This is a genomic window from Thermodesulfovibrio yellowstonii DSM 11347 (assembly GCF_000020985.1).
Lineage (GTDB): Bacteria > Nitrospirota > Thermodesulfovibrionia > Thermodesulfovibrionales > Thermodesulfovibrionaceae > Thermodesulfovibrio > Thermodesulfovibrio yellowstonii.
Window position 1 is genome coordinate 1457638 of sequence record NC_011296.1, and the last position, 26558, is coordinate 1484195.

30 protein-coding genes and 1 tRNA gene are annotated in these 26558 nt (G+C 33.1%); 21 read left to right on the plus strand and 10 right to left on the minus strand.

Going from position 1 to position 26558, the window contains the following annotated elements:
• Position 1 precedes the first annotated feature (1 nt).
• On the plus strand, positions 2-937 hold the full coding sequence (locus THEYE_RS07510) for a transketolase family protein (RefSeq protein WP_012545278.1): 936 nt from the start codon (positions 2-4) through the stop codon (positions 935-937).
• 49 nt (positions 938-986) lie between these two features.
• On the opposite strand, the gene THEYE_RS07515 is transcribed toward THEYE_RS07510, so the two are convergent.
• A complete protein-coding gene (locus THEYE_RS07515; RefSeq protein WP_012546133.1) occupies positions 987-1661 on the minus strand; it encodes a hypothetical protein in 675 nt (224 codons plus the stop codon).
• A 216-nt stretch (positions 1662-1877) separates the two neighbouring features.
• On the opposite strand from THEYE_RS07515, the gene THEYE_RS07520 reads away from it, so the two are divergent.
• From THEYE_RS07520 to THEYE_RS07550, 7 genes are read left to right on the plus strand one after another with little or no spacing between them, the layout of a single operon-like run.
• Positions 1878-3095: an aspartate kinase gene (locus tag THEYE_RS07520; RefSeq protein ID WP_012545682.1), complete on the plus strand. Its 1218-nt coding sequence runs from the start codon at positions 1878-1880 to the stop codon at positions 3093-3095.
• A complete protein-coding gene (gene argJ, locus THEYE_RS07525; RefSeq protein WP_012546755.1) occupies positions 3095-4273 on the plus strand; it encodes a bifunctional glutamate N-acetyltransferase/amino-acid acetyltransferase ArgJ in 1179 nt (392 codons plus the stop codon). The genes THEYE_RS07520 and argJ overlap by 1 nt, the downstream gene beginning before the upstream one ends.
• Positions 4274-4283: 10 nt before the next feature.
• Positions 4284-4589 (plus strand): ATP-dependent Clp protease adapter ClpS, encoded by a 306-nt coding sequence (clpS, locus tag THEYE_RS07530; protein WP_012545154.1) that lies wholly within the window; start codon positions 4284-4286, stop codon positions 4587-4589.
• A complete protein-coding gene (gene clpA, locus THEYE_RS07535) occupies positions 4579-6801 on the plus strand; it encodes an ATP-dependent Clp protease ATP-binding subunit ClpA (RefSeq protein WP_012546336.1) in 2223 nt (740 codons plus the stop codon). The genes clpS and clpA overlap by 11 nt, the downstream gene beginning before the upstream one ends.
• Entirely contained in the window at positions 6779-7513 is a 735-nt protein-coding gene (gene aat, locus THEYE_RS07540) for a leucyl/phenylalanyl-tRNA--protein transferase (protein WP_012546338.1), read from the plus strand. The genes clpA and aat overlap by 23 nt, the downstream gene beginning before the upstream one ends.
• A gap of 3 nt (positions 7514-7516) precedes the next feature.
• On the plus strand, positions 7517-8191 hold the full coding sequence (locus THEYE_RS07545) for an HAD family hydrolase (protein ID WP_012545169.1): 675 nt from the start codon (positions 7517-7519) through the stop codon (positions 8189-8191).
• 1 nt (position 8192) lies between these two features.
• Entirely contained in the window at positions 8193-8537 is a 345-nt protein-coding gene (locus tag THEYE_RS07550; protein ID WP_012545585.1) for a peptide chain release factor family protein, read from the plus strand.
• A gap of 97 nt (positions 8538-8634) precedes the next feature.
• Here the strand turns inward: THEYE_RS07550 and THEYE_RS07555 are convergent, their stop codons facing one another.
• Together THEYE_RS07555 and atpB are read right to left on the minus strand one after the other, a co-directional pair.
• Complete coding sequence (locus THEYE_RS07555) at positions 8635-8967, minus strand: ATP synthase subunit C (protein WP_012546507.1); 333 nt, start codon at positions 8965-8967, stop codon at positions 8635-8637.
• 28 nt (positions 8968-8995) lie between these two features.
• Positions 8996-9649: a F0F1 ATP synthase subunit A gene (gene atpB, locus THEYE_RS07560; RefSeq protein ID WP_012546836.1), complete on the minus strand. Its 654-nt coding sequence runs from the start codon at positions 9647-9649 to the stop codon at positions 8996-8998.
• A 174-nt stretch (positions 9650-9823) separates the two neighbouring features.
• Between atpB and THEYE_RS07565 the strand changes: the two genes are divergently transcribed.
• Together THEYE_RS07565 and THEYE_RS07570 are read left to right on the plus strand one after the other, a co-directional pair.
• A complete protein-coding gene (locus THEYE_RS07565; protein ID WP_012544987.1) occupies positions 9824-10726 on the plus strand; it encodes a metal-dependent hydrolase in 903 nt (300 codons plus the stop codon).
• A complete protein-coding gene (locus tag THEYE_RS07570) occupies positions 10723-11349 on the plus strand; it encodes a radical SAM protein (protein WP_012545638.1) in 627 nt (208 codons plus the stop codon). The genes THEYE_RS07565 and THEYE_RS07570 overlap by 4 nt, the downstream gene beginning before the upstream one ends.
• On the opposite strand, the gene THEYE_RS07575 is transcribed toward THEYE_RS07570, so the two are convergent.
• Together THEYE_RS07575 and THEYE_RS07580 are read right to left on the minus strand one after the other, a co-directional pair.
• On the minus strand, positions 11346-12590 hold the full coding sequence (locus THEYE_RS07575) for a replication-associated recombination protein A (RefSeq protein ID WP_012546821.1): 1245 nt from the start codon (positions 12588-12590) through the stop codon (positions 11346-11348). The two genes, THEYE_RS07570 and THEYE_RS07575, sit on opposite strands and share 4 nt — an antisense overlap.
• Positions 12587-13831: an HD-GYP domain-containing protein gene (locus THEYE_RS07580; RefSeq protein WP_012546548.1), complete on the minus strand. Its 1245-nt coding sequence runs from the start codon at positions 13829-13831 to the stop codon at positions 12587-12589. The genes THEYE_RS07575 and THEYE_RS07580 overlap by 4 nt, the downstream gene beginning before the upstream one ends.
• A gap of 66 nt (positions 13832-13897) precedes the next feature.
• Here THEYE_RS07580 and pgeF point away from each other — a divergent pair, with 66 nt between their 5' ends.
• The 3 genes from pgeF to aroF all read left to right on the plus strand — a co-directional run bounded on the left by pgeF (position 13898) and on the right by aroF (position 15851).
• Entirely contained in the window at positions 13898-14557 is a 660-nt protein-coding gene (pgeF, locus tag THEYE_RS07585; RefSeq protein WP_012545414.1) for a peptidoglycan editing factor PgeF, read from the plus strand.
• Between the two features lie 9 nt (positions 14558-14566).
• A tRNA-Pro gene (locus THEYE_RS07590) sits at positions 14567-14640 on the plus strand.
• Positions 14641-14837: 197 nt separating this feature from the next.
• Positions 14838-15851, plus strand: a complete 1014-nt coding sequence (aroF, locus tag THEYE_RS07595; RefSeq protein ID WP_012545770.1) for a 3-deoxy-7-phosphoheptulonate synthase — start codon at positions 14838-14840, stop codon at positions 15849-15851.
• Here aroF and THEYE_RS07600 read toward each other — a convergent pair.
• Entirely contained in the window at positions 15848-16114 is a 267-nt protein-coding gene (locus tag THEYE_RS07600; protein WP_012546808.1) for a SemiSWEET family sugar transporter, read from the minus strand. The genes aroF and THEYE_RS07600 overlap by 4 nt on opposite strands.
• Here THEYE_RS07600 and THEYE_RS07605 point away from each other — a divergent pair.
• The 7 genes from THEYE_RS07605 to THEYE_RS10615 all read left to right on the plus strand — a co-directional run bounded on the left by THEYE_RS07605 (position 16074) and on the right by THEYE_RS10615 (position 21439).
• Positions 16074-17003: an HDOD domain-containing protein gene (locus THEYE_RS07605; protein ID WP_164924861.1), complete on the plus strand. Its 930-nt coding sequence runs from the start codon at positions 16074-16076 to the stop codon at positions 17001-17003. The two genes, THEYE_RS07600 and THEYE_RS07605, sit on opposite strands and share 41 nt — an antisense overlap.
• Positions 17000-18244 (plus strand): sensor domain-containing diguanylate cyclase, encoded by a 1245-nt coding sequence (locus tag THEYE_RS07610; RefSeq protein ID WP_012544948.1) that lies wholly within the window; start codon positions 17000-17002, stop codon positions 18242-18244. Before THEYE_RS07605 ends, THEYE_RS07610 begins: the two co-directional genes overlap by 4 nt.
• 133 nt (positions 18245-18377) lie before the next feature.
• Positions 18378-19163, plus strand: coding sequence for a 30S ribosomal protein S2 (gene rpsB / locus THEYE_RS07615; RefSeq protein WP_012546300.1), 786 nt, complete (start codon positions 18378-18380; stop codon positions 19161-19163).
• Positions 19164-19175: 12 nt separating this feature from the next.
• Positions 19176-19775 (plus strand): translation elongation factor Ts, encoded by a 600-nt coding sequence (gene tsf, locus THEYE_RS07620; RefSeq protein WP_012545220.1) that lies wholly within the window; start codon positions 19176-19178, stop codon positions 19773-19775.
• On the plus strand, positions 19768-20520 hold the full coding sequence (gene pyrH, locus THEYE_RS07625; RefSeq protein ID WP_012546671.1) for a UMP kinase: 753 nt from the start codon (positions 19768-19770) through the stop codon (positions 20518-20520). Before tsf ends, pyrH begins: the two co-directional genes overlap by 8 nt.
• Positions 20492-21049, plus strand: a complete 558-nt coding sequence (gene frr, locus THEYE_RS07630; RefSeq protein ID WP_012545660.1) for a ribosome recycling factor — start codon at positions 20492-20494, stop codon at positions 21047-21049. The genes pyrH and frr overlap by 29 nt, the downstream gene beginning before the upstream one ends.
• A complete protein-coding gene (locus tag THEYE_RS10615) occupies positions 21050-21439 on the plus strand; it encodes a TraR/DksA family transcriptional regulator (protein ID WP_012546011.1) in 390 nt (129 codons plus the stop codon). It begins immediately after the preceding gene.
• On the opposite strand, the gene truA is transcribed toward THEYE_RS10615, so the two are convergent.
• Positions 21436-22200 (minus strand): tRNA pseudouridine(38-40) synthase TruA, encoded by a 765-nt coding sequence (gene truA, locus THEYE_RS07640; RefSeq protein ID WP_012544911.1) that lies wholly within the window; start codon positions 22198-22200, stop codon positions 21436-21438. The two genes, THEYE_RS10615 and truA, sit on opposite strands and share 4 nt — an antisense overlap.
• 187 nt (positions 22201-22387) lie before the next feature.
• Here truA and THEYE_RS07645 point away from each other — a divergent pair, with 187 nt between their 5' ends.
• Positions 22388-23470 (plus strand): DUF763 domain-containing protein, encoded by a 1083-nt coding sequence (locus tag THEYE_RS07645; RefSeq protein WP_012546236.1) that lies wholly within the window; start codon positions 22388-22390, stop codon positions 23468-23470.
• Here the strand turns inward: THEYE_RS07645 and THEYE_RS07650 are convergent.
• The 3 genes from THEYE_RS07650 to THEYE_RS07660 are packed head-to-tail and all read right to left on the minus strand — an operon-like array spanning position 23465 to position 26558.
• Entirely contained in the window at positions 23465-24688 is a 1224-nt protein-coding gene (locus THEYE_RS07650; RefSeq protein WP_012545405.1) for a glycosyltransferase family 9 protein, read from the minus strand. The genes THEYE_RS07645 and THEYE_RS07650 overlap by 6 nt on opposite strands.
• Entirely contained in the window at positions 24667-25770 is a 1104-nt protein-coding gene (locus THEYE_RS07655; protein WP_012545557.1) for a glycosyltransferase family 4 protein, read from the minus strand. The genes THEYE_RS07650 and THEYE_RS07655 overlap by 22 nt, the downstream gene beginning before the upstream one ends.
• Positions 25770-26558 carry a polysaccharide deacetylase family protein gene (locus THEYE_RS07660; protein WP_012546450.1) on the minus strand — a complete coding sequence of 263 codons (789 nt, stop codon included), beginning with the start codon at positions 26556-26558 and terminating at the stop codon, positions 25770-25772. Before THEYE_RS07660 ends, THEYE_RS07655 begins: the two co-directional genes overlap by 1 nt.

The following is a 26558-nucleotide window of genomic DNA, read 5'->3' on the forward strand; positions in this document are numbered from 1 at the left end:
ATTGAGAGATACATTCATTAAAACTTTAATTAAATTAGCTGAAAAAAATGAAAAAATATTTTTACTAACACCAGATTTGGGTTTTTCAGTTTTAGAAGAGTTTGAAAAAAAATTTCCGGATAGGTTTTTAAATGTAGGAATAGCAGAAGCAAATGCAATAGGTATTGCCGCGGGTTTAGCCTTGAGTGGCAAAATAGTATATGTATACAGCATAATACCTTTTGTTACAATGAGACCGTTTGAACAAATTAGAGTAGATGTGGCGTATATGAACACTAATGTTAGACTTGTAGGTGTAGGTGCTGGTTTAACTTATGGTGCTCAAGGAGCAACACATCATGCTATTGAAGATATTGCTATCATGCGAGCTTTACCTAATATGACAGTTTTATGTCCTTCAGACCCTTATGAAGTGGAAAAATTAACCATCCAAACCATTGAGCATAAAGGTCCTATTTATATGAGATTGGCAAAAAAAGGCGAGCCTATTATAAGTAATATTTCCAATAAAATAAAAATTGGTAAGGCAAATTATATTCAAAAGAATAAAAATAGTAATATAGCAATTTTATTCACAAGTAACGCTTCTGATATTGCTATAGAAGTAAATAAAAAACTTAAAAAATCCGCTTTCGAATCAGATTTAATTAGTATGCATACTATAAAACCGTTTGATTATAAAACCTTAGAAACTATTATTTCTACCAAAAAATACGTATTTACAATAGAAGAACATAGTAGTATCGGTGGATTAGGTAGCATTGTATCTGAATATATTGCAGAATCTAAATATAAACCCATTTTTAAAAAATTTTCTTTACCTGATGAATATTCCCATTATATTGGAACTCAATACCATATTAGAGATAAATTTGACTTAAATTCTGAATTTATTTTTAACACGATATTAAATTTTTTAAGTAAAAATAAATTATAATACTAAGTTAAGTAAAAATAAATTATAATACTAAGTCAATCAATTCCTTTTATTCTCTTATTTCTTCAAAGTTTAAAATATCCATGTAATCCCAATTTCTCCAGCCCATTACATAGATGCCCTGTTTGCTTGCATATTTGATCACTTCTTCTGGAAAAGTTATGCTTCCCAATATTAAATAAAGCTTTTTAGTCTTAAATTCAGGGAAAAATTCAAAAAATCTCTGGCTTTTCTCTTTTATTTCATCTATATACTGTATTCTTGGTGTAGACCTTACCTCTATCATAAATACCTTGTCCTTGCATGCTGCTATTGCATCTACTTCATAGTTTTCTCCCTTCTTCCTTCTCAGCATTCTCTGCCCTTCAAGTATTGCTTCACAATTGAAGTACTTGGAAAGCACTGAATCAAGAGCAGGTGCGATAAGGTCTTCATAGAGGGTACCAAGCTTTTTTGCAAGATTGCTCCATTCTTTATTTTTGCGTCTGTTTTCCTCTTCCTGATTTTTCTTAAATTCAAGCATTTCATCCTTGAAGGCTCTCATCTCTTCCTTAAAGGCTTTCATTTCATCCTTGAAGGCTCTCATCTCTTCCTTGAAAGCTCTCATCTCAGCCTCAGTGCGCATCTGAGAATTATATAGTTTATTAAACTCTATACCAACACTTAATATAAAGTCTTCAAGCACTTTTTCTAATCTGTAAACTCTTTCTTCAACAGTTTGCATTTTTCCCTCCAAAACATTTCTCTTTTTTAGAATATCAAAACATTCTCAGCATGTCAACCAAAAGGCATTATAAATGAATTGCTTATTTAGTCTATTAAAATAATAAGAAAACACACCATCTCTTAAAGAAATTTATCAACTTTCAATTTCTATTGTAAAATTTTCAGCAATTTTTACATAATAAATAACACTTAACTTTATATCGGAGGCATAAATATGCTAATTGTTCAAAAATATGGTGGCACTTCTGTTGCAAATATTGAAAGAATAAAGGCTGTTGCTGAAAGAGTTTCAAAAACAGCAAAAGAAGGAAACAAAGTAGTAGTTGTTGTCTCTGCAATGGCTGGAGAAACTGATAAACTTATAGGTCTTGCCCATCAGGTATGTTCAGACCCACCAGAAAGAGAAATGGACCTTCTTCTTTCTTCAGGAGAAAGAGTTACAGCTGCATTGACTGCAATGGCTTTGTATGGACTTGGACATAAAGCTATTGCTCTTACTGGAAGGCAGATGGGAATAATTACAGATGCAGTACATACGAAGGCAAGAATTGAGAAAATTATTGCAACAAGAGCAGTCAAAGCTCTTGAAGAAGGATATATTGTTGTGGTTGCAGGATTTCAGGGTATTACAGAAGATGAAGATGTAACTACACTTGGAAGAGGCGGTTCAGATTTAACAGCCGTAGCAATAGCAGCAGCATTAAATGCTGATTTATGTGAAATTTACACAGATGTTGATGGCGTATTTACAGCTGACCCTAATATTGCTCCAAATGCTCGGAAACTTGAGAAAATTTCCTATGAAGAAATGCTTGAGCTTGCTTCTCTTGGAGCAAAGGTTTTACAGACTCGTTCTGTTGAATTTGCTATGAAATACAATGTTCCTGTAGTAGTTCGTTCAAGTTTTAACTGGAATCCTGGAACATTAGTTACAAAGGAGGATAAAGATATGGAAAAAGTTGTAGTTTCAGGCATTGCCCATGACAAAAATCAGGCAAAGATTACAATTCTTAAAGTCCCTGACAGACCTGGAATAGCAGCAAAACTTTTCAAAGCGGTTGCAGATGCCAATATTGTTGTTGATATGATTGTTCAGAATATAAGTAGTGATGGCAAAGCAACTGATATTTCTTTCACTGTTCCAAAAACAGATGCTAAAAAGGCTTTAGAACTTACTGAAAAAATTTCTAAAGAACTGGGAGCTGAAGGTGTTCTTTTGAATGAAGACATAGCAAAAATTTCCATTGTAGGAGTCGGAATGAGAACTCACTCAGGTGTTGCAGCACAAATGTTTGAAGCTCTTGCAAATCATGGGATAAACATAATGGCAATAAGCACATCAGAGATAAAGATTTCATGTCTTATCAATGCTAAATATACTGAACTTGCTATAAGAGTGCTTCATGATACCTTTAAATTGGGTGAACAGTAATGGATATTGTTTCACCAAAGGGTTTTTTGTATTCAATAGCAAAAGCTCAAATTAAATATCCTGATAGATATGATATTGCATTAATTTATTCTAAAAAACCCGCTCAGATAGCAGGAGTTTTTACTACAAACCAAATCAAAGCTGCTCCTGTAAAAATTTGCATGAAAAGAATACGTTCAGGAATCGCTCAGGCAGTGGTTTTAAACAGTGGAAATGCCAATGCATGCACAGGCAAAAAAGGAATTGAGGATGCCTTAAAAATAACAGATTATTTAGCTGAAAAACTTAACATCAATACACATTACATATTCCCTCTTTCTACAGGAGTTATTGGAATGCCCATGCCAGTTGATAGAATACTTAACGCATTGAATGACCTTATAAAAAATCTTGGTAATGCCCAACCAATGCAGGTTGCAGAGGCAATAATGACCACTGATACTTTTCCAAAGATTACATTCAGGCAAATTCAAACACCATCACCAATAACAATTCTTGGGATATGTAAAGGCGCAGGAATGATTTCTCCAAATATGGCAACAATGTTATGCACAGTTTTAACCGATGCAAAAATCAGTTCAGATTTAATGAAAGAAGCATTAAAAGATGCTGTGGCACAGAGTTTTAACTCAATCACAGTTGATGGAGATATGTCAACCAATGATACAGTGCTAATGCTTGCAAATGGAGAATCTGATATCAAGATAGAAAGGAAAACTGCTTTATGGAAACAGTTCAAAAGTGCTCTTAGCGACCTATGTAGTGAGCTTTCTAAGATGATAGTAAAAGACGGAGAAGGAGCAACAAAGTTTGTGACCATTATTGTCAAAGAGGCTAAAACAACTCAAGAAGCAAGAAGAGTGGCAAGAGCAGTAGCTAACTCTCTTCTTGTTAAAACAGCTCTTTACGGGAATGACCCCAACTGGGGAAGAATAATTGCTGCAGTTGGATACTCTGGAGTTCCTGTGAAAGAAGAAAGAATTGAAATTTATATAAATGGCATATGCCTTTTTCAGAAAGGACTGCCAACAATGAAAGAAGAAGAATTAAAAGAATCTTTAAAACAAAAAGAGATTGAAGTTTTGATAAACCTGAATTCAGGGAAAGGACAGACAAAAATATTTACAACTGATTTATCAGAAGAATATGTCAGAATAAACTCAGCATACAGAACATAAACTGATACATATGGAAGAAAAAATCTTCTTTGATGAAAAAGAAGAAATTTCAATTGACAGACCAGAACTCTACAGAGTTTATCTTCTAAATGATGATTACACTACAATGGATTTTGTTGTGTATGTTTTAATGACAATTTTTGATAAATCAAAAGTAGAAGCCACTGCAATTATGCTTCATGTTCACAAACACGGAAAAGGTCTTGCAGGTATATATCCAAAGGAGATCGCAGAGACAAAGGTATATCAGGTTGAAAGCCTTGCAAGAGCAAAAGGTTTTCCGTTAAAATGCAGTATAGAAAGAAATGATCAATAAAGATTTACAAATCATAATATCAGCTACTGTTGAAGATGCCATTGAAAGAGGACACCAATATCTTACAGTTGAACATCTTCTTTATGCTATTCTTCATGATGAATTTGGTATAGAAATCATTAAAAACTGTGGTGGAGATCCTGAGCAAATTAAAAGAAATCTTGAAAGATTTCTTGAAGAACAGATTCCTAAGAGAAAAAATAAAGGACAGACACATCCAACAGTAAGTTTTCAAAGGGTAATGGAAAGAACACTGAATCATATAAAAAGTGCAGAAAAAAAAGAAGCTGATGCAGGAGATTTTCTTGCTTCCATGTTCCTTGAAGAAGATGCATATGCTGTAAATCTTCTTAAATCATATGGCATAACAAGAATTGACATTTTAAATTACATTTCTCATGGAATTCCTAAAACAGGATTTGAAGAATCTCTTAAAAAAGAGGATAAAAAAGAAGACCCTCTTAAAACCTTTACGATAGAACTTGTAGAAAAAGCACGCAAGGGTGAAATTGACCCAATAATTGGAAGACATCTTGAACTTGAAAGAGTTATTCAAGTTTTAAGTAGAAGAAGGAAAAATAACGTTGTTCTGGTTGGAGAACCCGGAGTTGGCAAAACAGCAATTGTAGAAGGACTTGCTCTAAAAGTCGCTGATGGAGATGTTCCATCACATCTTAAAAATATCAAAATCTTTGCACTTGATATGGGTTCTTTGCTTGCCGGGACAAAATACAGAGGAGATTTTGAGGCAAGAATGAAGGCTTTAATAAACTCTCTTTACAAAATCAAAGACTGTATACTTTTTATAGATGAAATTCACACAATTGTTGGTGCAGGTTCCGCAAGTGGAAGCACAATTGATGCATCCAATCTTTTAAAACCTGTTTTGATTGAGGGTAAAATTCGTTGCATTGGAGCTACAACTTATGAAGAATACAGAAACTACTTTGAAAAAGACAGAGCCCTTTCAAGAAGATTTCAAAAAATAGATATTTCTGAACCATCAGAAGAAGAAACATTTGAAATTCTTAAAGGACTTAAATCTTACTATGAAGAGTATCATGAAGTTAAATATACTGATGAAGCATTACGCTCAGCAGCGCATCTTTCAGCAAAATATATAAATGAAAGGTTTTTACCTGATAAAGCAATTGATGTTATTGATGAAGCAGGTGCGGTTGTAAGACTCTATCACAATGAGAATCCCGTGGTTGATGAGAAAATAATTGAGCAAGTAATTGCAAAAATAGCAAGAATACCCTCTCAAGAGGTAACTTCAAATGAAGTTGAGCGTTTAAAAAATCTTGAATCTGAATTAAAGTCTGTAATTTTTGGACAGGATGAAGCAGTCAAAGCAGTTGTAAGGGTAATTAAACTTGCCAAAGCTGGACTAAAAGAACCTCAGCGACCAATAGGTTGTTTTCTTTTTACAGGTCCAACAGGTGTTGGTAAAACAGAACTGGCACGTCAACTTGCAAAGATACTTGGCATTGGTTTTATAAGATTTGATATGAGTGAGTATATGGAAAAACATTCCGTTGCAAAGCTTATAGGTGCTCCGCCAGGATATATTGGTTTTGAACAAGGTGGGCTTCTTACAGAACAAATCAGGAAAAATCCTCACTGTGTGCTTTTGCTTGATGAGATAGAAAAAGCTCATGAAGAAATATTCAATATATTACTTCAGGTTATGGATTACGGAACCCTAACAGATAACACAGGAAGAAAAGCAGATATGAGAAATGTTATCCTTATTATGACTTCAAATGTTGGAGCAAGAGAAATGGAAAAAGCTGTAATAGGCTTTGGAGATAGAACTTCTGAGCAACTTCAAAAAACTAAAGATGCAATAGAAAGACTTTTTAGTCCTGAATTTCGTAATAGATTGGATGCAGTAGTGACATTCAATTCATTGCCTGAAGAGACTGTTTTAAAAATAGTTGACAAGTTTATAAATGAACTTAATGAGCAGCTTTTATCAAAAAATATTTATGTTGAAATTACTGACGAAACGCGAAAGTGGCTTGCTCAAAAAGGATTTGACATAAAATTTGGAGCAAGACCTCTTCAAAGACTTATACAAAAAGAGATAAAAGCACCTTTGGTTGAAGAGATTCTGTTTGGAAAACTTAAAAATGGTGGTAAAGTTCTTGTAAATATCCATGAAGACAGGCTTTTCTTTGAGATAGATGACAGCATATTTGCTTCATGATGAATTAATTTTTCCTCATCCAGAATACGCAGACCCTGATGGATTGCTTGCAATTGGAGGAGACCTCAGTCCCGACAGACTTATACTTGCATACAAATCAGGAATTTTCCCATGGTATAATCACAAACCAATTCTCTGGTGGTCACCCTCTAAAAGGCCACTGATATTTCCGAGACTCTTTAAGATGTCAAGAAGTCTTTATCAGACTTTAAAAAAAGATATTTATAGAGTAAGCTTTGATAAAGACTTTGTCACTGTTATTAAAGGATGCGCCACTGCTCCAAGAAAAGATTCAACAGGAACATGGATTACAGAGGAAATGATAGAAGCTTATACACTACTTCACAAGCTTGGATTTGCACATTCAGTAGAAGTGTGGTTTAATGATAAAATTGTTGGAGGACTTTACGGAATCTCTATTGGAAGAGCCTTTTTTGGAGAGTCAATGTTTACACTCATGAAAGATGCTTCAAAGGTTGCTATCTCATGTCTTGTTGAGCATTTGATTTTAAATAATTTTTATTTTATTGACTGCCAGATTACAAATAAACATCTCATTCGGCTTGGAGCTTACGAAATACCTCGTTCAGTTTTTCTCATTTTGCTGAAAGAGGCGGTCCAGAAGGAAACCCTTACAAACAAATGGGATAGAGATTTTGAATTTACATCAAAAACAGCAAAGTTTTTAAAAGAAAAACTTATACCGAGGTAAAATATGAAGCTAATTCTTTTTGATATTGATGGCACTTTAATTAGCGCTGGTGGCGCTGGAACGCGTTCGCTTAATAAAGCCTTTGAAGAAATTTTAGGAATTAAAGACGCGTTCAAAAACTTTGAAATGGCAGGCAAAACTGATATCCAGATAATAAAAGAAGGGCTCATGTTTGCAGGAATTGAACCTTCCATGTCTTTGGTTAATGAACTAATTGAGAGCTATCTTAATAATCTCAAAGTTGAAATTAATAACAACTCAAAACACCTAAAACCTGGAGTAAAAGAATTTATAGAGTTTATTTATTACGAATTAAATTATCCATTAGGACTTCTTACAGGCAACCTTGAAAAAGGAGCGAGAATCAAACTTGAACCATTCGGACTTAATTTATTTTTCCCTGTGGGTGCCTTTGGAAGTGATCATGAAGATAGAAATCAGCTTTTACCTATAGCAATTGACAGATTTTCAAAAAAATTTAAATATTCCATAGATTTTCATCAATGTATTGTTATCGGCGATACCCCAAGAGATGTAGCCTGTGCAAAGCCATACGGAGCAAAGGTGATAGCTGTTGCTACAGGTCCTTATAGTGTAAAAGATTTACAAACAACAGATGCAGACATTGTGGTTGAAAGCCTATCGGAAACCACTAAAATTTTAACACTGCTTTCTTAAAATGGGGAAATTTCCTGTAACTGAAAAAAAAGAAAAAGAGCTTTTAGAAGAAATGCAAAAGCTGGGCATAAAGGAATCAGATATTGAAGAGAAATTTATCAAATGTTCAGGACATGGAGGGCAGAAACTTAATAAAACATCAACAGGAGTTTATTTAAAACACATACCCTCTGCCATTGAAGTAAAATGCACAAAAGAAAGATCGCAGGGATTAAATCGTTTTTTTGCGCGCAGAATGTTGGTGGAAAAAATAAAAGAATTCATAGGGATTCCTACAAAAAAGCAAATAGAAATAGAAAAAATAAGGAAGAAGAAAGTTAAAAAGCAAAGAAATTCACAACTGTAGCTAAAAGTCTTAGCCCTTTAAATAAAAAGGGGGATTCCTCAGGCTTTCAATAAAAAAGGGGAGCAAATTTGCTCCCCTCTGCAAAAAATAAGAAAAATTACTTTACAAAAGGATTTGCATAGAAGGTAATAAGAACAAATACGAGAACATAAATAACCAGAGACTCAATTAATGCAAGACCTACGATAAAGAGTGTCATGAGCTTTCCTGTGACTCCAGGATTTCTTGCAGAACCCTCAAGAATACCTCTAAGACCCTGTCCCATTCCAGCTCCACCACCACCAGCTGCTGCACCAAGTCCAATCAATGCACCGGCTGTAGCATATCCATAATAGTTAAGCTTTGCAGGATCAGAATCAGCTGCAAATACTGCTGAGGCTGTTAAAACAACCACAAGAGCTACCATAAGAATTACGAAAAATTTTCTCATTGCTTCTTCCCTCCTTTCTTTTTATTATTTAGTGAGCTTCTTCAACTGCACCTGCTATATAAACAGCGGTTAATAACATGAAAACATATGCCTGAAGTACGCTAACCAGTGTTCCCAAACACAGAAAAGCAACTGGCACTATCAATGGAGCAAGAATTCCCAGTACCATTAACAGTAGATGTTTTCCAAACATGTTACCAAAAAGTCGGACACCCAGTGTAAGAGGTCTTGCTAAATGGGTGATCCACTCAACAACAAACATAAACAACATAAATGGAATAGCATAAATACTTCTTATTGGACCAAAGAAAAATTCTAAATAACGAATGCCATGTACTTTAAATCCCATATACTGATAAATAAAAAATACAGGAATAGCCATTGAAAAAGTAACATTAACATTAGAAGTCGGAGACTCAAATCCAGGAATAAGACCAAAAAGATTGCCGACTAAAATATAAATAAAAAGAGTCCCCAAAAGAGGTAAAAATTTGTCTCCCCAATGATGTCCTATGCTTGTTCTTGCCTGTCCTTGAAGAAATTCTACCAGAACTTCCATCAAATTCTGCAGACCTGCTGGAACCATTTTAAGATTACTTCTAACAATTAAAGACACAATAATAATTAATATAATTGCTAACCATGAATAACTAACAAAGGGAGGAATTGAGGGTATTAACATTCCTAAAAAAGTTGGTGCTTCCCTTTAAGCCTCCTTTCTTATTTTTTGATTAAGTTATAATACATAAAAATTTTTCAAATGTCAAGCATAAAATAAGACTTCTTTTATTTATTTGATTTTCTTATTCTTCGGCTTCATCTCGAGAAAATTCTTCAAATTCTGTTACAATTTTTTATGGATCCTGTTACACATACTCTTTCTGGATTTGTCTTGAGTAAAACTATAACTAAAAATAAAACCATTCTTGCCATCATTCTTGTTACTTCATTAATTCCTGATTTAGATATCCTTTTAAGATTACATAGTAAAGAGCTTTTTCTAATGCATCATAGAGGAATTACTCACGGAATTGGAGCTTTATTTTTATTTCCTCTTTTACCTGCAATAATTTTTCGCAGAAAGTTAGGTTTTTTTAAAGCATATATCACCTCTTTCATAGCTTATGCACTTCATATCTTTTTTGACCTTACAAATCAATATGGAACAAAAATTCTTTCTCCCTTTGATTGGAACTCTTATAATCTTTCTTTAACTTTCATAATTGACCCTTATGTTTTATTGCCTCTTTTATTAGCAGTTGTATTTTCAATCAAATTCAAAAAGCAGGCAAAATTTCTGTATATATTCTCAATGATATTTATTACCGTATACATAGGAACTAAGGCATATCTTAAAACAGAGGCAAAAGATTTTCTGAAACAAAAAATAGAAGCCCATCAATACAGAGTTTATCCTCTTCCAAATGATTTTTTAAGATGGTGGTTTATAGCAAGACATTCAGATGAATATATAACAGGATTTGTTGACTTGTTTACAAAAAAAGTGTATTTTGATGAAAGATATAAAATTAAGAATGACCCTGCAATTGTAAAATCAAAAGAATCCGAATCTGTAAAAGCATTGCTTTCCTTTGCAAAACATCCAGTGGCAGAAATTAAACATGAAGGAGATGTGACTGTAGTGCTTTGGCGAGAGCTATCCTATGGATTTTTACCTGATGACAGATTTACTGCTAAGGTCTGGCTGAAAGAATCTCCACAAGGTTATAAAATAATAAATGCTAACCTAAGAATATGAAAGTCTGCGAAATCTTTACAAGTATTCAGGGAGAGAGTTCTCTTGCTGGAATTCCAATGGTTTTTGTAAGGCTGACTGGATGCAATCTCAGATGTAGTTACTGTGATACAAAATATGCCTATTATGAAGGAGAAGAACTTTCAATAAATAAAGTTTTAGAGAAAATTCACTCTTTTCCCTTTCAATATGTTGAAATCACGGGAGGAGAACCTCTTTTACAGGATGAAACATACAAGCTCATAAATGAACTTGTAAAAAGTCATAATGTCCTTATTGAAACAAATGGTTCTATCCCTATTGAAAAAGTCAATCCTGAAGTAAAAATAATTATGGATATAAAAACTCCAGGAAGCGGAATGAGTGAAAAAAATTACATTGAAAATTTGAGATTTCTTAAAAAAATTGATGAAGTTAAGTTTGTCTTAACAAACAGGGATGACTATGAATGGGCAAAGAATTTTATAAAAAATCACGAAATAAAAGCTAATGAAATTCTATTTTCTCCTGCTTATGGAATACTCAATCCAGCAGAGCTTGCAAAATGGCTAATTAATGACGGAATTTCAGTAAGGTTAAATCTTCAGATTCATAAATACATTTTTGGTAATATAAGAGGTGTTTAGGGTTTGTAATATTTTTTCTTTTCAGGAAGATAATTCTGTTCTACATATCCTCCATAATCATGTGGATATTTATAACCTTTCCCATGACCGAGCTTTTTAGCTCCTGGGTAATGAGCATCCTTAAGATGTTCTGGAACAGCAAATGTCCGTTCTTTTTCTACATCCTTTAGAGCTTCTTCAATTGCTCTGTAACAGGCATTGCTTTTAGGTGCTAAAGCAACATAAATTGCTGCATGAGAGAGAATTATTTTTGCCTCTGGCATTCCAACAATTTCAACAGCTCTTGCAGCAGAGGTTGCCAAAATCAAAGCCATAGGGTCAGCATTTCCAACATCTTCACTTGCTGCAATTATTATTCTCCTTGCAATAAAACGGGGGTCTTCTCCAGCATATATCATCTTTGCAAGCCAGTAGACTGTTGCATCAGGATCACTGCCTCTCATACTCTTGATGAATGCTGAAGCAGTATCATAATGTTCATCTCCTGCTCTATCATAAACAATATGTTTTTTCTGAATGCTTTCTTCAGCAACCTTAATATCAATTCTGATAACACCCTCTTTATCAGGCTCAGTAGTCAATACAGCAATCTCAAGAGCTGAAAGAGCTTTTCTTGCATCACCATCTGAAGATTTTGCAAGATGTGATAGAGCTTCAGATGTAATTTCAACTTTTAAGCTTCCAAATCCACGCTCTGTATCAACTATAGCTCTTTTGAGAATCGTAATAATTTCTTGCTCAGTCAAAGGTTTAAGCTCAAATACGTGGCTACGTGATAGCAAAGCTGAATTAAGATAGAAAAAAGGATTTTCAATTGTTGCTCCAATAAGTATAATAGTGCCCTCTTCAATATCTGGAAGTAAAGCATCCTGAGAAATCCTGTTAAGCCTATGAATCTCATCAATAAAAAGAATTGTTTTTTCACCTCTACTAAGTCTCTGTTTTGCCAGTGAAACTTGCTTTCTTATTTCCTCAATATTCAGTGTTGTTGCATTTAGCCATTGAAAATATGCTTTTGTTTTATTAGCGATTATTCTTGCAAGTGCTGTTTTTCCAGTTCCTGGAGGTCCGTATAGAATAAGCGATGTTATTTTATCCGAATCAATTGCTCTACGAAGAAGCTTTCCTTCTGAAATAATATGAGACTGCCCAACATACTCGTCAAGATTTCTTGGTGCCATTCTATAAGCAAGAGGCTCTGTTTTGTAAGTCTCTGAAGGACTATCAAATAAATCACTCATTTTATTTTACCAAGCATTTTTATAAAAGTTTTTAAAAGTTCAGGGTCATGGTCTCCTTTTTCTCTGACAACTATAGAGAGTGCAAAATAGGGAGTTAATGCAGGTTTATATGGTCTCTTGGTTGTTAAAGCATCATAACAGTCTGCGATTGCTGTAATCCTTCCCAAAAGCTTTATCTCTTCTGCCTTCAACCCAAAAGGATATCCTCTACCTGAAAGCTTTTCATGATGTTGAAGCACTGCTGGCAATGATTCTGTAGGAAATTCTTTTTGTTTCTCAAGAAGTTCATGACCTAATACAACATGCTGTTTTATAATGTTGTATTCTGTATCGGTCAATTTACCCTGTTTATTGAGTATTTCATGAGGAATCTGGGATTTTCCTATATCATGCAACATCGCACCAATTCCCAATTTATATAAATTATCTCTGTCCATGCCTATCTGTATTCCAAGTCCTATTGATAAAACTCCCACATTAACAGAGTGAATATAGGTATAATAATCATAGTTTTTCAAATTTAAAAGATTATAAATTGAATCAGGCTTATTAAGCATAATTTCTATAACACTATTTACAACTTCACCTACTTTTTTTATATTTTCTCCGCTTCTTGGCTCATTTAAAACTTCGGTCATCAAAATTTTTGCAGATTCTCTTATTACTACGTGTCTGATTTCTTCATCATTTTCTTCAGCTATCTTATCAAGCTTTTTACTTAAAAATTCAATGTATTCCTTATATAAAGGCAAGTCCTTTTTTTCAATTAAAATATCGCCTTCTTCAGGAATTGTATCTTCATAAATCATAAACAGTTTTTCTGGTGAAGCATCAACAATCTTGGTAATTTTAAAATTTTTTAATAGGTAAATAGAAAAATCAACTTCCATCCCTGGTATTAGAAACATTCTCTCTATCTGATATAGATTTTCTTTATAGAAAGAATAATTTTTAAAATCTATAGGTGATTCTAAGGCTGTTTCAGATAATAATTTTGACGAGTAAGCTTTTAATTGTTTTTTCTCTGACTCATATATATAAACACTGTCTATATTCTTTTCTTTCAGTATCTCAAGAAAAATATTTGAAAATACAATCCCTTTATTAAAAAATTTTTTATATGTCCCTGATTCCTGGATATAAACATCAAATGGAAGGGGTTTATTTAATTGTAATCTGTTAACATCAATTTTAAACAACTCTTTTTCAGGAACTTCTATTATTTTTGATTTATATGCCACTATCTAATTATTTCAAAAAATGCCTATAAAATGGAATATGTTTTTATTAACTATGTATAATAAGACATGATAGAACATCCAGAAATATTTAAAGGGCATCAAATAGAGGCTTTCTTCACAAAAAAGATAAAAGAATTTGAAGATTTTAAAAAGCTCTTATCCTTTAAATTTTATATACCAATTCAAAAACATACTGACAATATACAAATCCTTAATAATTATACCGAGCCCGTTATAGCAGATGCTGTAATTACAGATAAAAGAAATTTATTTATAGCTATAAAAACCGCAGATTGTTTACCTGTATTGATTTTTGATCCTATAAATAAAGTGATTGGAGCAGTTCATGCTGGCTGGAGAGGAACAGCCAGAGGAATTTTAAAAAAAACAATTAACAAGATGAAGGAAATTTACAGATGTGATTCTAAAAATCTATTAATTGCTTTTGGACCTCACATTAAAGGATGCTGTTATGAAGTTGGTGATGAAGTAATTGAAGAAATAAAAAAAGAAACCCCTGAGGAAGAATATATTTTTAGAATAAATGGTAAAAAACATATTGATATTGGTATAGCAAATTTTATTCAGGCTCTATCAGCAGGAGTAAAAAAAGAAAATATATGGATTTCAAAAGACTGCACTTACTGCAAACATGATGAATATGCCTCTTACAGATTTCATGGTAAAAAAGCAGGAAGACAATACGGAATAATAGGAATGTTATAATAAAAAAAACGGGGTGTAGCGCAGTTTGGTAGCGCGCACGGTTCGGGACCGTGGTGTCGGAGGTTCAAATCCTCTCACCCCGATAGGAATCAAAAAGGGAGATTGAATGCCACACAAAAATTATTATTTCTGTTTTAGCTTTTACTTTAACTAATCTGCCTCTGGCAGTTTAGTCTGGCTTAAATATTTCAAGGCAGACAACACAGGGGCGGATTTAGCCTCTGTATTGTCTGCCTTTTTATTTGAAACCATTGATAATAAAAAAACTGGAGGTTTTAAGATGGTAATTGTAATGAAACCAGAAGCAACAGCAGAGCAGCTTCAAGAAGTAATATCCAAAATTGAGGAACTTGGGTATAAACCCCATGTAATCTATGGCACTACAAGAAGTGTAATTGGAGCTGTAGGCGATGAAAGAGGCAAGTTTGTTCTTCAAAGCCTTGAAGTTATGGACGGAGTTGAATCTGTTATCCCCATATTAAAGCCGTACAAATTAGCCTCAAAGGAAGTAAAAAAGGAAAAAAGTATTATCAAAGTTGGAAATGTATCAATAGGCGGAAAAGAACTTATTATAATTGCCGGTCCATGTGCTATTGAAAATGAAGAACAGATTATTAATACTGCAAAAGCTGTAAAATCAATGGGTGCACATATTTTAAGAGGTGGTGCATACAAACCAAGAACCTCTCCCTATACCTTCCAGGGACTTGGAGAAGAAGGGCTAAAACTTCTTAAAAAAGCAGGAGAGATAGCTAATATGCCTGTGGTGACAGAAGTCGTAAACCCTGAACATGTTGATCTTGTTTGTGAATATGTTGATATTCTTCAGATAGGAACACGTAATTCTCAAAATTTTGAGCTTCTAAAAAGAGTTGGACAGACGGATAAACCTGTTATTTTAAAAAGAGGAATGTCAATGACTATTAAAGAATGGCTTATGAGTGCTGAATATATCCTAAGCGAAGGCAATAGAAATGTTATTTTGTGCGAAAGAGGAATCAGAACTTTTGAGACTGCAACAAGAAATACTCTTGATTTATCAGCAATTGCTGTACTTAAAGAAGAAACACATCTTCCTGTAATTGTTGATCCATCTCATGCAACAGGTTTTGCAAAATATGTTCCTTGTATGGCTTATGCTGCGGTTGCTGCTGGAACAGATGGATTAATGATTGAGGTTCATCCACAACCTGAGAAAGCTTTTTCAGATGGTCCACAATCTTTGAATTTTAACTCTTTCGGTAAAATGGTTGAAAAGTTAAGGCAGTTTGCCTCAATAGCAGAAAAGATTTAGCCATAACGGATTTTCATAAAAATAATTAAAAAAATTAAAATTAAAGAAATTAGGTTTGCTAAAATTACGGGAATCTCTTTAATCAAAACTCCGTAGAAAAACCAAAGTGTTATTCCTATTGCCATAAAAATAAACATTGCAAGAGAAACATCTCTGGCAGATTTTGTTTTATAAATTTTTAATGCCTGCGGAATAAGAGCAGAAGTTGTAATAGCTCCTGCTATGATTCCAATTAAATTATTTAAATCTATTGAAAACTCCATAGTTTATATTGTATTATTTAGAATAATTTTAAAGCAAGAAATAACAATGAATTCATCAACTCATGACATAAGAATTGATATTCAAAAACTCAAAAAACTTCCAACGCTTTCTTATACTGCTGAAAAAATAATTAATCTCACTTCAAAAGAACTTACACATCTTGACGAGCTTGTAAATATTATTGAAAAAGACCCACCAATCATGTCAAAAGTTTTAGGAGTTGCCAATATAGTTTATCTTGGGCTATATAAACCTATTACAACTGTTAAAGATGCGCTGTTAAAAATAGGGTTCAAAACTTTAAAAAATATTGCTTTAAGTGTGTCAATATTTAGCCTCTTTAAATCATCTGAAGAAAAAGAAAAAAGTTACATGAACCTTTTTAAACACTCTATTGCTACAGGAACAATATCTCAGATTATTTCGGAAAAATTTTTGAAAGAACCTTCAGATGAAAATTTTACAACTGGAGTTCTTCATGATATAGGTCTTTTTGCCCTTCATTATGCTTTCTACGACCAATTTAAAAAAATTGAAGAAACTCTTACAGAAGAACATTCTTTAAAAAAAGCAGAAGAGAAAATTTTGGGAACAACTCATTCAGAAATAGGAAAATGGCTTGCTGAGATATGGGGGTTACCTGAGATAGTATGTGATGTTATTTTTTACCATAATGATTTCCCTCAGAAATCTATAAAATATTCAAAAACTGTTGCATTGGTTCATCTTTCAAATTTTATTGCTAACCAACTTGATTATTATCCTTTGGAGGTTAAGATTGAGTGTCCATTCTATAAAGAAAGAGTTTACAAAATTTTAAATCTGCCAGATGTGGATGAGCTCATTTTAGAATTTAAAGAAATTATCAAAGAAGTAGACAAGCTATGAGAGATTTACTATTAAAAATTGGTAATGTTTTAGAACTTAAAAATCTTGAAAAATTTGATGATGAGCAATTGAGCAATTTAATATTACAACATATTACAAAAAGACTTATTCTTGAAAAATCTCTTTTTCAATTAAGTGAAGATTTTTCTTGCGGTGCTGAACTCTCAATAAGAATTATGTCTTCTATTAATCGCATTATTGACAGAATTTATACTGAGAAAGATATCTATAGTTTTATCTCATACTGTTTTGATGAGTTTATAAAACTTCTTCCAGCTGAAAATATATCATTCATGGAAAAACATCCTGAATGGAACTGGCTTATTTTAAAGGTTGCTTCAGGTAAAATTAAACTAAAAGATTTTAAAAGTAAATTATTTAATATTAACAACACACTTGCAGGAGAGGTTTTTAAAGAAGGAAATTTTATTTATATCCCTGATATAACAAAAGATAAAAAATATAATTCAAAGCTATCTACATTAGTTTCAATAAGGTCAGTTCTTGCAGTTCCTGTAAAAATACAAAATAAAATCATTGGAGTAATAAACTTTTCCCATCCAGAAGTTAATGCCTTTGATGAATTTTGTATTTTCTTTTTTGTTTCAATGGTTCAATTATTCTCTGCCATAATAACGCTTTTTAAGCTTTATCATGAAAACTCAACATTTAATGAACAACTACAAAAAGAAGTGAACAGAAAGACATTGGAGTTGCAAAAAATAAACAAAAAACTTTATAAAGCCTCTATAACAGATTCTCTTACAGGAATATACAACAGAAGATTCTTTTTCCAACGGCTTGAGGAAGAATATGCAAGGACTTTAAGATATGGAAACAGTTTCTGCCTTATTCTCTTTGATCTTGATAATCTCAAAAAAATCAATGATACATTCGGACATCCTGAAGGAGATAGACTTATCAAGCTTTTTGCTAAGATTTTAAAGACCAATAAAAGAAAAGAGGATATTGCTGCAAGAATCGGTGGAGATGAATTTGGATGCATCTTTATTGGAGCTTCTCTGGAAGGAGCAAAAAAAACTGCGGAAAGAATAAAAGAAGAACTTAAAAAAAGATATAAAAAAGCTCCTGTTAGTGTTAGCGGTGCTTTATGCTGTATTGGTAAGGGCGAGCTTTTCAAGTTCTATAAAAACTATAAAGACTTCTTTAAAGAATTAGATAAAGGGCTCTTTAAAGCAAAAAAAATCAGAGACACAATAGAAATAATTGAAACAAAATAAAAAAATATGATAAATTTTAAACTTAATGTAAAGAGTCTTTGACTCTTATAAAACACACGCCTTAAAAATTCTCCGATGGTCCTTTTAGGGTTAAGGAGAAAAGGCGGAGGAAAAACCATTTTGGGAGGTTTTTATGTCAGTAGTCACAATGAAAGAGCTTCTTGAAGCAGGTGCTCATTTCGGACATCAGGTCAAACGATGGAATCCGAAAATGAAAAAGTATATTTTTGCAGAGAGAAATGGTATTCACATTATTGACCTTCAAAAAACTGTTAAAGGCATTGAGGAGGCTTATGAATTTTTAAAAACTGTTTCAGCAGAAGGAGGAAGCATTCTTTTTGTTGGCACAAAAAAACAGGCTCAAGACGCAATTCAGGAGGAAGCTAAAAGAGCTGGAGTTTTTTATGTAAATCATCGCTGGCTTGGAGGAATGCTTACTAATTTTGCCACAGTAAGAAAAAGTGTTGAAAAATGGCAAAGAATTGAACAGATGAAAGAAGACGGGACATTATATTTACACACTAAAAAAGAGATTGCAAAATATGAGAAAGAAAGACAGAAACTTGAATTAAACCTGATCGGAATTAAAGACATGATGGAGATTCCAAAGGCAATCTTTATTGTAGACATAAAAAAAGAAAAAATAGCTGTTGAAGAAGCAATAAAACTTGGAATTCCCATAGCTGCAATAGTTGATACAAACTGTGACCCTGATCTTGTTGATTATGTAATACCTGGCAATGATGATGCGATCAGAGCAATAAAGCTCATTACATCAAAGATGGCTGATGCTATATTGGAGGGCAAAGAAATTTTTATGAAGAAACTTGAAGAAGAAGCTGAAAAAGCAGCAATAAAAGAAAAGATACTTCAGGAAGAGGAGTATCAAAAATCAATGGATGAATACATTGAAGAATAAAGGAGGAATTATATGGCAATAACTGCTCAGATGGTAAAAGAACTCAGAGAAAAAACAGGTGCTGGAATGATGGAATGTAAAAAAGCACTTGAAACCTCAGGAGGAGATTTTAATAAAGCAATTGACATTTTAAGACAAAAAGGGCTTGCAACTGCGCAGAAAAAAGCATCAAGAGAAGCTAAGGAAGGAATCATAACTTCTTATATTCATATGGATAAAATTGGGGTAATGCTTGAACTTAACTGTGAGACAGATTTTGTTGCAAGAAATGAGGAATTTCGTCAACTTGCTAAAGATATTGCAATGCAAATAGCAGCATCAAATCCTCAATATATACAGAGAGAAGATATCCCTCAAGAGGTCATAGAAAAAGAAAAAGAGATTTATAAATCTCAAATAAAAGGCAATAAACCACCCCAGGTTATTGAAAAAATTGTTGAAGGAAAACTTGAAAAATTCTTTGAAGAAATGTGCCTTCTTGACCAACCTTTTATCAAGGAACCTGAAAAAAAGATAAAAGACCTTATTACTGAAAAAGTTGCCAAATTTGGTGAAAATATCATGGTAAGAAGATTTGTAAGATTTCAAGTAGGACAAACACAGGATGAATAAACCTTTCTACAAGAGAGTGCTTTTAAAACTCAGTGGAGAAGCCCTTATGGGAGAAAAGGGATATGGTATTGATCCCTTTACTGTAAACTACATGGCAGAAGAGATAAAAAAAGCTTATCAACTGGGAGTTGAAATAGCTGTTGTAATAGGTGGAGGAAATATTTGGAGAGGCTCTGAAGCTCAGGCACAGGGAATTGAAAGAGCAACAGCAGACTATATGGGAATGCTTGCAACAGTAATCAATGCACTGGCACTTCAAAATGCTCTTGAAAAGCAGGAAGTTGATACCCGAGTTCAGTCAGCAATTGAGATGCGAGAGCTTGCTGAACCCTACATAAGAAGAAAAGCTATCAGACATCTTGAAAAAGGTAGAGTAGTAATATTTGCTGCAGGCACAGGCAATCCTTATTTTACAACTGATACAGCAGCTGCCCTAAGAGCAATTGAAATCGGTGCGGACGTTATTATGAAGGGAACAAAGGTAGATGGCATTTATTCATCAGATCCTGTCAAGAATTCTAAGGCAAAAAAATTTGATATACTTACTTATATGGATGTAATAAGAAATTCTCTTAAAGTGATGGATTCTACAGCAATTACCCTTTGCATGGATAATAATCTTCCTATTATTGTATTTAATATCCGAAAATCAGACAATTTAAAGAAAATAATTTTAGGGCAAAAAATAGGGAGTATTGTTTTAAAAGAGGTGAAAAATGATACAGGAATTCAAGAAGAAAGCTAATGAAAAAATGAATCAAGCATTGGAAGTATTTAAAAAAGATTTATCTACATTTAGAACAGGAAGGGCTTCCTTAGGAATTCTTGACAACATTAAAGTTGAATATTATGGCAGTACAGTACCACTTAATCAGGTTGCAACGCTTGGAATTCCTGAACCAAGAATGATTACAATTCAGCCATGGGAACAAAAAATGATATCTGAGATAGAAAGAGCTATAATGAAATCAGATCTTGGACTTACACCAATTAATGATGGAAAAATGATTAAAATAGTTATTCCGCCCTTAACAGAAGAAAGGAGAAAACAGCTTGTTAAAGTTGTCCGCAAGAGAACTGAAGAAGCCAGAGTAGCTATACGAAATATTCGTAGAGACATAATTGAAGAAATAAAAAAAGCTGAAAAAGAAAAAAAATTGAGTGAGGATGAGTCTCGCAGAATACAGGAAGAGATACAGAAAATAACAAACTCCTTTATTGAAAAGATTGACCATGCTCTTGAACAGAAAGAGAAAGAAATTATGGAGGTTTAAATGAATATAGAACAGGAAAGAAAAAATAGACTTAAAAAGATGCTCAATCAAATGAAAGAACAGATTCTGAAAGAAGCCCGTGAAGAGATAAAAAAATTTCAGACAGGAGAAAAAAGACAAATTGTGGAAGCTGTGATGGATGATGCTGATTTAAGCGTAATTGATCTTTCAGAAGATATAAGTTTAAAACAACTAAGTACGCACAGAGATATTCTTAAAAAAATTGAAGAAGCTTTAAGAAAGCTTGAGGAAGGCACATATGGAATATGCGAGATGTGCGGAGATGAGATTCCCGAAGAAAGGCTGAAAATTCTTCCCTTTGCAATATATTGTAGGGATTGTCAGGAAAAGATAGAGATGATAGAAAAATTTGAAAGTGAAGAAGGTTAATAAATTACTTTCTCTAAGAAAAGACCATTTGAAGGGGCTGTCTGCATAGTAGATGGCCTCTTTCCTGACTCAAAAGCCTCTTGAATTGATTCAATCCTTAATTTTCCTTTTCCAATTTCAATAATACATCCAACTAAGTTTCTTACCATGTATCTTAAAAATCCATCTGCTTCTATGCGAAATTTGATAAAATTACCATTCAGACACATATCCATAAAGCAAAGCTTGGTAAGTAGTTGCATTGTAAAATCATGCACAGTTCTTATTTTATTTTTAACATCAGTGCTACCTGAAAAAGCTGTGAAATCCTTTGTCCCTGTAAATAAACTCAAAGCCTCCTCCATTAAAGACAAATCCAATTTCCAGGGATAATGCCATACATATCTTTGGATAAAACAGGAACATTCTTCATCAAAGCATAAGTAGTAAATATAAGACTTTCTTTTTACTGAATGCTGAGGATGGAAACTGTCTTCAACGTTCTCAAGTTTTATTATTTTTATATCATTAGGCAACAAAGAATTTAAAACCTTTTTAAGAATATCCAATGACATTTTAAGCTCAGCTTTAAATGTAGCAACCTGTCCTAAAGCATGAACTCCTGCATCTGTTCTTCCAGCACCGCGAATTTTAATCTCTCTTTGAAAAATTTTTCTTAAACATTCTTCTATAGTCGCCTGAATAGTCCGACCTTTTCTTTGCCTCTGCCATCCAAAATAGTTAGTTCCATCATACTGAATGGTCATCTTAATGTTTACCATAGTTTAAAATTATAACATCAATTTTTAATGCTAATTAAGGCACTCTCAGGTTAAACAGTTTTAAAAAGCTGTTCAATTGCTGACTGTTACTGTCATCTGGAGGTGTTGATGCCATGAAAAATCTGCCCCATAAGAGTCACTCTGAGGCTGTTAGAGATACAAAAGTTTAATAAGTTATAATTAAATAATGTATAAAACTGGCGTTGCAAATCTTCCCCTTCATAGTGGAAAAGCTCCTCAGTGGCTTTTTAAACGAATGATTGCACTGTCAAGAGCTATTATGGAATTAATGGTTATTGAACTTGGAAAAGAAGAAGTTTTAAGAAGACTTTCAGACCCTTTCTGGTTTCAGGCTTTTGGATGTATTTTAGGGTTTGACTGGCATAGTAGCGGAGTTACTACAACTGTAACTGGTGCTATAAAAGAGGGATTGCGCGGCATTGAACACGAATTAGGTTTATTTGTTGCTGGAGGAAAAGCAAAAAGAGCACTCAACACACCTCATGAGATAATGCAATATGCTGAAAAAATTGGCTTTAATCCTGATAGTTTCATTTATGCAAGCAGACTCTCTGCAAAAGTAGATAATGTAGCTGTGCAGGATGGATTTAATTTATATCATCATACAATCATCTTCACTCAAGAAGGACACTGGTGTGTTATTCAGCAGGGAATGAATGAAAATCTTTCAACAGCAAGAAGATATCACTGGTTAAGTTTTTCTCTTAGAAGTTTTGTTGAAGAGCCTCATGAAGCAGTTTGCTGTGACATAAAAACTAAAACATTAAACTTTACAGCAAAGGAAGCATCAGAACTTAGAAAAACCTCAGTGATGGTTTCGCAAGAAAATCCTGAAAAAATAATAAGAGAAATTAAAAAGTTCAGAGAACTTAAACTCCCGCGAAGACATTCTATAATAATCAATGATGTAAACCCAGAAAATTTCTATAAGATTTTTTTAAGGACTTATGAAAAACAACCTGCTAATTTTGAAGAACTCCTTGAAATCAAAGGACTTGGAGCAAAGGCTTTGAGAGCAATTGCACTAACATCAGAACTTATATATGGAACTCCTATCACCTTTAAAGACCCTGCCAGATACAGTTTTGCTCATGGTGGTAAAGACAAAATTCCATATCCAGTTAACAGAAAACTTTACGACAAAACAATTGATGTAATGAAAAAAGCTATTGAAGATGCAAAGATTGGCAGAATAGAAAAACTCTCAGCATTGAGAAGAATATCAAAAATTACACCATTCCACTCATAATTCTATTGTTGATAGTATTTTTATCACTTCTTCAGGTTTTATATCAAAAAGACAGTTGCTTATTTTAGTTCCTTTACAGCCATCCTGTCCACATGGAATGCACTGCCAGTCTCTCTGGATAACTATGTTTTTACCAAATTTCTGGATTCCATTTCTTTCTGGGTACGCATCCTTTTCAGCACTATTATCCCATGGACCCCAATGAAATGCTCCACTTGGGCCAAAAAGAGCAACTACTGGTTTTCCCAATGCTGCTGCTATATGCATTGGTGCGGTGTCTATCCCAAAATACATGTCACAGACAGATGAGACTGCTATTAGTTGTCTTAATGTTAATTTGCCTGCAAGGTTGATTAAAAAAGGAAACTCCTTACTACACTCAAAATGACATAGGTTATCTTGGGTGTTCACTATTTGAGAGTTATTACAGGAATTGAACTCAGTAGATGTCCTCAAAAAATTAAGTATAGAATTAACTTTATTTATCTCTTTTTCAGCGTGAGCAGAGGTGATTACCACGTTAAAGCCTTTATCCATAAACCATCTTATAACCTCAGCCATGTATTCATCTTTCCAGCATTTAAAAAGCCATCGGGATGTGGGATGAATATGAACAACTTTTTTTATATAGGGAGATTTTTCGGTATTAAGTTTGCTTGGAACAGGCTGAATATATGTCTCAGAATGACAAGAAAAAATCAATTCTCTTGCCCATTTTTTCTCATTTTCTGTAACATTAAGAATAACTTCAGGTCTTGTAGTTTTTATTCCAATCCTTGCAAGTACTTCAAGATTCTGTAATACAGTATGTTTACATCCATCTATCTCAAAAAGTTTAGTATAAAAATATTGTTTACCTAAAAACCCTCTGGATTTTATACCGATTCTTATTTTAGCACCTGATAAATATGATATCACTGCTGCTCTATCCCCTCCTGTAAGGTCTATGCTGGTATCAAATCCCATTTTCCGTATTTTCCTTAAAAATTTTACTTCCTCTAAATACCTTTTAAAAGCTGGTAATTCTTTTATGCTTCTATCATAGGTAATAATTTCATCTAAATAAGGATTATTTTCAAGCACATCCTCTGTTCCTTTGTTTACAAGAGTGGCAACAAATGAATCAGGGAAGTTTTCTTTTAAGGCTTTGAAAACCGGAGTTGTGAGCAAAACATCTCCTATATGACGAAGTTTTATTACAAGAATCTTTTTATACACTCCATAAACTCCTCTGTAGCTCTTTCAATTGGAAATTGTTCTGCCTTTTTTCTTGCAAAATCTCCCATTCTTTCAATATCCTTTAAAGCGAGATTTATCTTATCTGCAAGTTCTAAATGGTTAAATGGATCTTCCAGACTGAACCCTTCTTTACCTTCTTCAATTAATTCTGAAGCACCATTATTTTTCGTTGTAATAACAGGAAGTCCTGTTGCCATTGCCTCAAGAGTTGCATTGCTAAAAGGATCATAAATTGTGGGAAGTATGAATAAATCAGCTAATGCATAAAAGTTTTCAATATCTTTTCTAATACCCAAAAATAACACTTTTTTTTCAATATCAAGATTTTTACACATTTTTAAATATTGTTTTATATCACCTTTTCCTATAACAATAAGAAAAATTTCCTGATCTTTCAAAATTGTCAAAGCTTTAAGAAGAGTATCAACTCCTTTTCTTTTAAATCCTGAGCCAACAAAAAGTAGAATCCTTGATTTAAGTGGTAAATTAAATTTTTGCTTAAAATAGTCCTGTTTTTTTCTATTTTTTGGTGAAAAATTCTCAACATCAACCCCATTATAAATTACTGTAATTTTCTCTGGAGAAACACCATAATAATTAATTATTTCATTTTTTACCATGCTGGAGTTTGCAATAATTATGGGAGTTTTCTCAAAAATTTCTTTTTCAAGTTTGAGATAGTATCTGTGTAAGGGATTTATCTTCAATGAAATCCGTTTAAACATAGGTTCAATCTTAGAGCGTAATTCAAGCCATCTGATATGACAGCCCTCCCCAGCTCTATAAATATGTTGAGATGTTGTTCTTTCAAAACTTATTACACAGTCAAAATCCTTAAAATTAACTTTTTTAAGATTATGGTTAAATGTATAAGCCTTTAATAAAGAACCAAATTGTAAAATTGGCACTTTATGAAATACAATCTCCTCATTTTTTATCCACTTATTTGAATAAATATGAATTTCGCATTTCTTTTTTTTTAAAGAGTTTATAAGTGTAGCAAGATATCTCTCTGCACCACCATGATATGAAAAGTTTCTTTTTATGAAAGCTATTTTCATCAAAATCTTATTTTAGAATATATTTTTGTAAGCAGTGAAGAGTTGTATATCATTAACTTCTTATTGAGCCATCTTCTACCTTTACATTTTACAGCTAATCTTTTTATATGAAATGTGTCATATACATTAGCTCCTCTCTGAGTTGTATAAAGAGCCTTAAATCCAAGTTTTACTGCAATTCTCATTACTTTATCATTATAAACGCCTTTAGGCCATGCAAGATGAAGAGGTTGCTTATTGAGATACTTCATTAAAAACTCTTGCCCCAAAAATAAATCATTTTCAACTGCTGCATAATTCGCTTTTTCTATAAAATCAGGAATTTTATGAGTGTGTCCGTGACTCTGTATATCAAAAACTCCTTCAGATTCCATCTCTTTAAGTTCATTCCATGTGCACATAACCTCATAGTTTCTTTCTGAAAAAGCAATTTTCCACATTTGTTTGTGAGGCATTGCTATAAAATTTTCTCGTTTAATGTCTAAGTCAGTTATAAAATCAGTTGCTATAAAAAGTAGTGCTTTCATTTTATATTTCTTAAGAATTGGATATGCATAAAGATAGTTGTCCACAAACCCATCATCAAATGTTAAAAGAACGCATTTTTTTCTTGATTCTTTTGGATTTTGCAGGAAATATAAAAACTCTTTACTGTCAAGTGTTTTCCAGCCATTTGTTTTTAATCCACTCAACTGTTCTTCAAAAAGCTCTGGAGTAATATTGAGTGAACTTGTAACAGGCATTACGTGATGATACATTAAAACAGGTATAGAGTCGTAGAGAATCAA

Excerpts from the sequence above, each read along its gene's own strand:
- THEYE_RS07515 (WP_012546133.1), bottom strand. The coding sequence starts at position 1,661 with ATGCAAACTGTTGAAGAAAGAGTTTACAGATTAGAAAAAGTGCTTGAA.
- THEYE_RS07600 (WP_012546808.1), bottom strand. The coding sequence starts at position 16,114 with ATGGAGTTTTCAATAGATTTAAATAATTTAATTGGAATCATAGCAGGA.
- THEYE_RS07550 (WP_012545585.1), top strand. The coding sequence starts at position 8,193 with ATGGGGAAATTTCCTGTAACTGAAAAAAAAGAAAAAGAGCTTTTAGAA.
- THEYE_RS07555 (WP_012546507.1), bottom strand. The coding sequence starts at position 8,967 with ATGAGAAAATTTTTCGTAATTCTTATGGTAGCTCTTGTGGTTGTTTTA.
- THEYE_RS07520 (WP_012545682.1), top strand. The coding sequence starts at position 1,878 with ATGCTAATTGTTCAAAAATATGGTGGCACTTCTGTTGCAAATATTGAA.
- THEYE_RS07605 (WP_164924861.1), top strand. The coding sequence starts at position 16,074 with ATGATTCCAATTAAATTATTTAAATCTATTGAAAACTCCATAGTTTAT.
- THEYE_RS07645 (WP_012546236.1), top strand. The coding sequence starts at position 22,388 with ATGTATAAAACTGGCGTTGCAAATCTTCCCCTTCATAGTGGAAAAGCT.
- tsf (WP_012545220.1), top strand. The coding sequence starts at position 19,176 with ATGGCAATAACTGCTCAGATGGTAAAAGAACTCAGAGAAAAAACAGGT.
- pgeF (WP_012545414.1), top strand. The coding sequence starts at position 13,898 with ATGATAGAACATCCAGAAATATTTAAAGGGCATCAAATAGAGGCTTTC.
- clpS (WP_012545154.1), top strand. The coding sequence starts at position 4,284 with ATGGAAGAAAAAATCTTCTTTGATGAAAAAGAAGAAATTTCAATTGAC.
- argJ (WP_012546755.1), top strand. The coding sequence starts at position 3,095 with ATGGATATTGTTTCACCAAAGGGTTTTTTGTATTCAATAGCAAAAGCT.
- THEYE_RS07545 (WP_012545169.1), top strand. The coding sequence starts at position 7,517 with ATGAAGCTAATTCTTTTTGATATTGATGGCACTTTAATTAGCGCTGGT.
- rpsB (WP_012546300.1), top strand. The coding sequence starts at position 18,378 with ATGTCAGTAGTCACAATGAAAGAGCTTCTTGAAGCAGGTGCTCATTTC.
- THEYE_RS07655 (WP_012545557.1), bottom strand. The coding sequence starts at position 25,770 with ATGAAAATAGCTTTCATAAAAAGAAACTTTTCATATCATGGTGGTGCA.
- atpB (WP_012546836.1), bottom strand. The coding sequence starts at position 9,649 with ATGTTAATACCCTCAATTCCTCCCTTTGTTAGTTATTCATGGTTAGCA.
- truA (WP_012544911.1), bottom strand. The coding sequence starts at position 22,200 with ATGGTAAACATTAAGATGACCATTCAGTATGATGGAACTAACTATTTT.
- THEYE_RS07565 (WP_012544987.1), top strand. The coding sequence starts at position 9,824 with ATGGATCCTGTTACACATACTCTTTCTGGATTTGTCTTGAGTAAAACT.
- aroF (WP_012545770.1), top strand. The coding sequence starts at position 14,838 with ATGGTAATTGTAATGAAACCAGAAGCAACAGCAGAGCAGCTTCAAGAA.
- pyrH (WP_012546671.1), top strand. The coding sequence starts at position 19,768 with ATGAATAAACCTTTCTACAAGAGAGTGCTTTTAAAACTCAGTGGAGAA.
- frr (WP_012545660.1), top strand. The coding sequence starts at position 20,492 with ATGATACAGGAATTCAAGAAGAAAGCTAATGAAAAAATGAATCAAGCA.
- THEYE_RS07610 (WP_012544948.1), top strand. The coding sequence starts at position 17,000 with ATGAGAGATTTACTATTAAAAATTGGTAATGTTTTAGAACTTAAAAAT.
- aat (WP_012546338.1), top strand. The coding sequence starts at position 6,779 with ATGACAGCATATTTGCTTCATGATGAATTAATTTTTCCTCATCCAGAA.
- THEYE_RS07575 (WP_012546821.1), bottom strand. The coding sequence starts at position 12,590 with ATGAGTGATTTATTTGATAGTCCTTCAGAGACTTACAAAACAGAGCCT.
- THEYE_RS07570 (WP_012545638.1), top strand. The coding sequence starts at position 10,723 with ATGAAAGTCTGCGAAATCTTTACAAGTATTCAGGGAGAGAGTTCTCTT.
- THEYE_RS10615 (WP_012546011.1), top strand. The coding sequence starts at position 21,050 with ATGAATATAGAACAGGAAAGAAAAAATAGACTTAAAAAGATGCTCAAT.
- clpA (WP_012546336.1), top strand. The coding sequence starts at position 4,579 with ATGATCAATAAAGATTTACAAATCATAATATCAGCTACTGTTGAAGAT.